This is a genomic window from Gilvimarinus gilvus, from assembly GCF_030518155.1.
Taxonomy (GTDB): domain Bacteria; phylum Pseudomonadota; class Gammaproteobacteria; order Pseudomonadales; family Cellvibrionaceae; genus Gilvimarinus; species Gilvimarinus gilvus.
The window spans coordinates 1-395 of record NZ_JAULRU010000814.1; the positions used below are offsets into that span (position 1 = coordinate 1).

A 395-nucleotide genomic window follows, 5' to 3' on the forward strand; every position below is an offset into this window, starting at 1 on the left:
GGGCAAAGTAAATTTTTTGATATAGGGCTTATACTTGTGCATTTGAGTCCGAAGCTCTAATGGCAGCTTTGGGTCGAAAGCAGACTTTTTTGAAAAGCGTGAACGCTGGGTTTTGAAGTGACCCCCAATAGTTGGACAACCAACTCTGGGGGTTTTTATGGCAAAGTACAGCAGAGCATTTAAAATTGCTGCAGCTAAGCAATATCTTAACGGTACATCCTCTCTATCATTGGGAGCTGAACTAAACGTTCCCGCTTCTCTGATTCGTTACTGGGGTCAGATTTACCAGACTCATGGTGATTCAGCTTTTCAAGCTCCCATCTCCCCTTATTGTGCACAAGAGAAACTCCGTATGCTTAATAAAATGTGGGCAGAACGATGGTCTTTAGGTTATA

The 395-nt window shown here is 42.8% G+C and carries 1 protein-coding gene; it reads left to right on the forward strand.

Going from position 1 to position 395, the window contains the following annotated elements:
* Window positions 1–157: 157 nt before the first annotated feature.
* A partial coding sequence (locus QWI17_RS21620) for a transposase (RefSeq protein ID WP_302724613.1) occupies window positions 158–395 on the forward strand: 238 nt, incomplete at its 3' end.